At 44.4% G+C, this 5,509-nt stretch carries 4 protein-coding genes; all 4 read left to right on the forward strand.

Annotated features, from left to right (window positions below; genetic code table 11):
• The coding region (locus ACY69O_RS08135) for an anthranilate synthase component I family protein (protein WP_462332970.1) at positions 1-1,096 on the forward strand (1,096 nt) is incomplete at its 5' end.
• Positions 1,077-1,649 carry an anthranilate synthase component II gene (locus ACY69O_RS08140; RefSeq protein WP_462332971.1) on the forward strand — a complete coding sequence of 191 codons (573 nt, stop codon included), beginning with the start codon at positions 1,077-1,079 and terminating at the stop codon, positions 1,647-1,649. The genes ACY69O_RS08135 and ACY69O_RS08140, both read left to right, overlap by 20 nt.
• Positions 1,650-2,009: 360 nt before the next feature.
• Positions 2,010-3,674, forward strand: coding sequence for a ribonuclease J (locus tag ACY69O_RS08145; RefSeq protein WP_462332972.1), 1,665 nt, complete (start codon positions 2,010-2,012; stop codon positions 3,672-3,674).
• 102 nt (positions 3,675-3,776) lie between these two features.
• Positions 3,777-5,509: DNA polymerase III subunit alpha (gene dnaE / locus ACY69O_RS08150; protein ID WP_462332973.1), on the forward strand; the 1,733-nt coding region annotated here is incomplete at its 3' end.

A 5,509-nucleotide genomic window follows, 5' to 3' on the forward strand; every position in this document is an offset into this window, starting at 1 on the left:
CCGTGTACGCGGCATGGAGCTTGGTGAAAATGAGATACTTGGTCAGTTCATGATTTGCCGTGTAATGGTTATTTTCGATGCATTGAAAAATATTGCCAAGCTAGTCCTGCTTACGGAAACCACACCGGAGACTGCACAGGAGACATACGAGCAGGCTGTTGAAAAGATGGAGGAGCTTCAGAATAAAATAATGGCTCCTGTTGAAAAAACAGGGAAAGAAATCAAAAAACGTGAAGACAAGGTGGATTTCCTTAAACGGTACAAAAATCCGCCGGAGCGCGTATTGAACTCTATCCGCAAAATCAAGGAGCATATTTTTGCCGGAGATATATTCCAGGCTGTTCCGTCTTTCCAGTTCACTGAGAAGATTACAAAGCCTGCATTTCATTTTTACCGTCGGCTTCGTCAGGTAAATCCTTCTCCATACATGTTTTATTTGAATTTTGGCAGAGTAAAGCTTGTCGGTGCATCACCTGAGCGTCTTGTGAAGGTTGAGGGAGATAAGGTTTATACCTATCCGATAGCAGGAACAAGGCGCAGAGGCCGTGATGACGAGGAAGATAAGGCATTGGCAATCGACCTTGCAGCAGATGTAAAGGAATGCGCGGAGCATTCCATGTTGGTTGATCTGGCGAGAAATGATATTGGCAGAATCAGTCTCCCGGGTACGGTAAAGGTAACAAAGCTGAGAGCAATTGAAAAATTCAGCCATGTAATTCACATGGTATCTGAGGTTGTTGGAACACTTCGCCCGGAATATACTCCAATGGATGTATTGAAAGCAGCGTTCCCGGCAGGCACCGTCAGCGGAGCACCGAAGCTCAGAGCTATGGAAATTATACATGAGCTTGAGCCTGTACGCCGTGAAAGCTATGCAGGCTGTGTAGGATATCTTGATTTTTGCGGCAATATGGATGTGTGCATTACACTCAGAACCATGCGCATAGAGGACGACAGCAAGGCATTTATACAGTCAGGTGCAGGCATCGTTGCAGATTCTGTGCCTGAAAAAGAATACAATGAGTTTTTGCAGAAGTCGAAGGCTCTGTTCGAAGTAGTCGAGGAGGTGGAAAACGATGTTGTTGCTTTTAGATAATTATGATTCGTTTACATACAACGTCTACCAGCTCCTTTCTGAACTGGGTGCCGATGTTGATGTTGTACGTCATGATAAAATTCGGGTAGCTGATGTTGTAACACGAGGTTATGAAGCAATCGTTATTTCACCGGGCCCTGGTGAACCTAAGGATGCCGGAATAACTGAGGACCTGATAGGAAGTCTCAAGGATAAGCTGCCAATACTTGGAATTTGTCTTGGGCATCAGGCTATAGGTGAAGTCTTTGGCGCGAAAATTGTACGGGCAAAGGAAATCATTCACGGAAAGGTATCAAACCTCAAGCATAACGGCAAAGGGATATACGAGGGCGTAACGCAGAACGCTGAAATAGGAAGATATCATTCATTGATTATTGACCGTGAGACTCTGCCTGACTGCCTGGAGGTTACAAGTGAGCTTGAAGGCGGAATGATTATGGGCGTAAAGCATAAAAAATATGATGTGCAGGGAATACAGTTCCACCCTGAATCCATTCTTACTCCGGAAGGCCCGCTTATGATGAAAAACTGGCTGAAGAGTATTCACAACTGATTTTGAAATTCAACCCAATCTCACTGAAATTTAAGATTAAAGCTGTTGCTTTACTTTATTTCAGCAGAGATTGGGATTTTTTTGTTTTACAAATCCTGGAATTGCGCACAATCACTTGGAAAAGCCCATTCCGGGCAAGGGAGTGGAAAATAAAAGTCGGTGAGCATACAGCATATTCCACGAGCGAAATAAAGCCGCGTTTCTTTAGGCAAAACGCTGATAGAGGAAGTTTTAACACTGGCAAAACTTGAACGAATGCGTTATAATTATACTAATTGATTTGATCGGTTGTTTTTACACTTTAGCAAATGGAACGGATCGGACAGAAATAAAAAAATTTAATATTGGAGGTGCAGTTTTTTGGGTAAAGAACCACAAAAAGTGCAAATTATTCCGTTGGGCGGATTAGGCGAAATCGGCAAGAATATGACGGTTATCCAGTACGAGGATGATATTCTTCTGATTGACGCCGGATTAATGTTCCCCGATGAAGATATGCTTGGTATTGATTTGGTGATTCCGGATATTACATATCTTTTGGAGAACCAGGACAAGATTAAGGGTATTGTCTTGACTCACGGACATGAGGACCATATCGGAGCATTGCCGTTTGTCATGAAGCAGATAGATGTACCTGTTTATGGAACAAGATTAACATTAGGTATTTTAGAGGGTCGGTTAAAGGAAAATAACGTTGACTGCGGCAATCTTCATGCTGTCATGCAGGGAGATATAGTTAATATCGGCTGCTTCAGTGTTGGATTCATACGTGTAAATCACAGCATTCCTGATGCGGTAGGTTTGTCGATAAAAACTCCGCTGGGAATGATTGTTCACACAGGAGACTTTAAGCTGGACTATACGCCGATAGACGGAAAGATGACTGACTTTAAGCGTTTTTCCGATTTGGGCAACAAAGGCGTTCTCCTTATGATGGCTGACAGTACGAATGCAGAGAAGGAAGGACATACACTCAGTGAACGTACGGTTGGTGTGGCCTTTGACAAGGCTTTCCATAATGCAAAGCAGCGTATTATCGTTGCAACCTTTTCCTCAAACGTACACCGCATACAGCAGGTAATTGATACTGCGTGCAGATATAACAGAAAAGTTGCCGTGCTCGGCAGGAGTATGGTAAATGTCGTAAATATCTCTCTGGAGCTTGGTTATATCCATGCGCCTGAGGGTACGATTATTGACATTGATGAAATCGGCAACTACACAGGCTCTCAGGTTGTAATCATTACAACAGGAAGCCAGGGTGAGCCGATGTCCGCTCTTACCAGAATGGCCATGTCGGATCACCGCAAGGTCAATATTGTTCCGGGCGATACGATTATCATTTCCGCTACGCCGATTCCGGGCAATGAAAAGCTGGTTTCCCGTACGATAGATAATCTCTTGAAGCTTGGTGCCAATGTTATTTACGGACGAAATGAAGGAATACATGTTTCGGGACATGCGAGCGAAGAAGAGCTCAAGCTCATGCATAACCTCGTACGTCCGAAATTTTTCATGCCTGTCCATGGTGAATATCATCACCTTGTAAAGCATGCTAAGTTAGCCCGCGATCTGGGTATGCCTAAGGAGAATATTTTCATTGGTGAGAACGGGCAGATTTTGGAGATTACAAAAGAAAAAGGTGCTTTGACCGGAAAGGTTACGGCAGGTCGTGTTTTAGTGGACGGACTCGGTGTCGGCGATGTCGGCAACATTGTTCTTCGTGACCGCCGTCAGCTTTCGCAGGATGGTATTTTGATTATCGTGCTCACGATGAATAAACAGACGGGTGAGGTTCTCTCGGGACCTGATATCGTATCCCGTGGTTTTGTCTATGTACGTGAATCCGAAGCATTGATGGATGAGGCTCGCGAGCGTGTCGAACAGGCGCTTGACCGCTGTCAGGATAATAATATTACCGAATGGGCGGCTATCAAGTCGAATGTCCGTGATGCACTGGGGCGTTATCTCTTCGAGAAAACACGTCGGCGTCCGATGATACTTCCGATTATCATGGAGGTATAACAGTATATATTGGGCTGCTGCCGGAATTAGTCCGGAGGCAGCCCTTTTTGAATTTTCTTTTGGCTTTGAATTTCAGAACACTTTATAAAGAGGGTATTTTATATGGCTGACTGCAGTTTTGTACACCTTCACGTTCATACAGAATATAGTCTTCTTGACGGTTCAAGCAGAATATCCGATTTGATTGCCAGAACAAAAGAGCTGGGAATGAACGCCATTGCCATCACGGACCATGGCAATATGTATGGTGCCGTGACCTTCTACAAAGAAGCAAAAAAAGCAGGAATCAAGCCAATTATCGGATGTGAGGTTTATGTAGCCCCGAGAGCAAGACAGGAAAAGTTCGAGGTAGACCACACAAGATATTATCATTTGATTCTTTTGGCTGAAAATGAAACAGGCTATCGTAATCTGGTTAAGCTCGTTTCTCTTGCAAATACAGAGGGAATGTATTATAGACCCCGTGTAGACAAGGAGCTTCTGCGCCGTTATCACGAGGGAATTATCTGCCTGTCAGCGTGTATTGCAGGTGAAATTCCACGGGCTTTGATACAGGACAATCCTGAAAAGGCGGATGCTCTTGTTCAGGAATACATTGATATTTTCGGTAAGGAAAACTTTTTCATCGAGCTTCAGGATCATGGTATTCCTGAGGAAAAAAAGGTTATTCCGGGGCTTATTTCACTGGCGGAAAAGTACGGGCTGGACATTGTAGTGACAAATGACGCCCATTACGTCAGGAAGGAAGATTCCGAGGCGCAGGATGTCCTTTTGTGCATACAGACAGGAAAAACCTTGGATGACCCCACAAGAATGCGCTTTCAGGGAGATTCTTTTTATATCAAGTCCCCTGAGGAAATGGGCGCACTTTTTCCGGACAATCCTGAGTTTTTATCAAACACCGCAAAAATCGCTGAACGCTGTAATGTGGACTTTACTTTTGGACAGCATTTCCTGCCTAGATTTCCGCTGCCTGATGGCATGACGGACGAGCAGTATTTAAGGCAGCTTTGCGAAAAGAATCTCACGAACAGATATCCCGAACCAAGTGATGAGATACTTTCAAGACTTGATTTTGAGCTTGAAATCATACACAAAATGGGTTTTGACAGCTACTTCCTCATCGTTTGGGATTACATTAATTTTTCCCGTTCAAAGGGGATAGCCGTCGGACCTGGGCGCGGGAGTGCTGCAGGAAGTATTGTTGCGTATGTTCTGGGCATTACGGATCTGGACCCGATTAAGTACAATCTTCTTTTTGAGCGTTTTTTGAATCCTGAACGAGTCTCCATGCCTGATATTGACGTTGATTTTTGTTATATCAGACGCAAAGAGGTTATTGAGTACGTCAAAAGCCGATATGGAACAGACCATGTTGCGCAGATTATAACCTTCGGTACTATGGCAGCCAGAGGCGCCGTTCGTGATGTAGGACGAGTCCTGAATATGCCGTACTCAGAGGTGGATCAGGTTGCAAAACTGATTCCTACAGAGCTTGGAATAACGCTGGATAAAGCGTTAAAGGAATCACAGGATTTGAAGAAAAAATATGAAAGCAGCTCACAGGTAAGGAGACTGCTGGATTTGGCGCGGGCAATAGAAGGTCTGCCGCGGCAGTCTTCCACTCATGCTGCCGGAATCGTAATCGCGCGTGATGCGCTGACAGAATACATGCCGGTACAGCAGGCTGATGACGGTACTTTGATAACGGAATACGACAAAGACCTTGTAGAGCAGCTTGGTCTGCTCAAAATGGACTTTCTTGGGTTACGAACCCTTACCGTTATTGTAGATACACTCGATAATATCAAGAAATCACGCGGAGAAGATGTTGA

This window comes from Schwartzia sp. (in: firmicutes) (assembly GCF_978017985.1).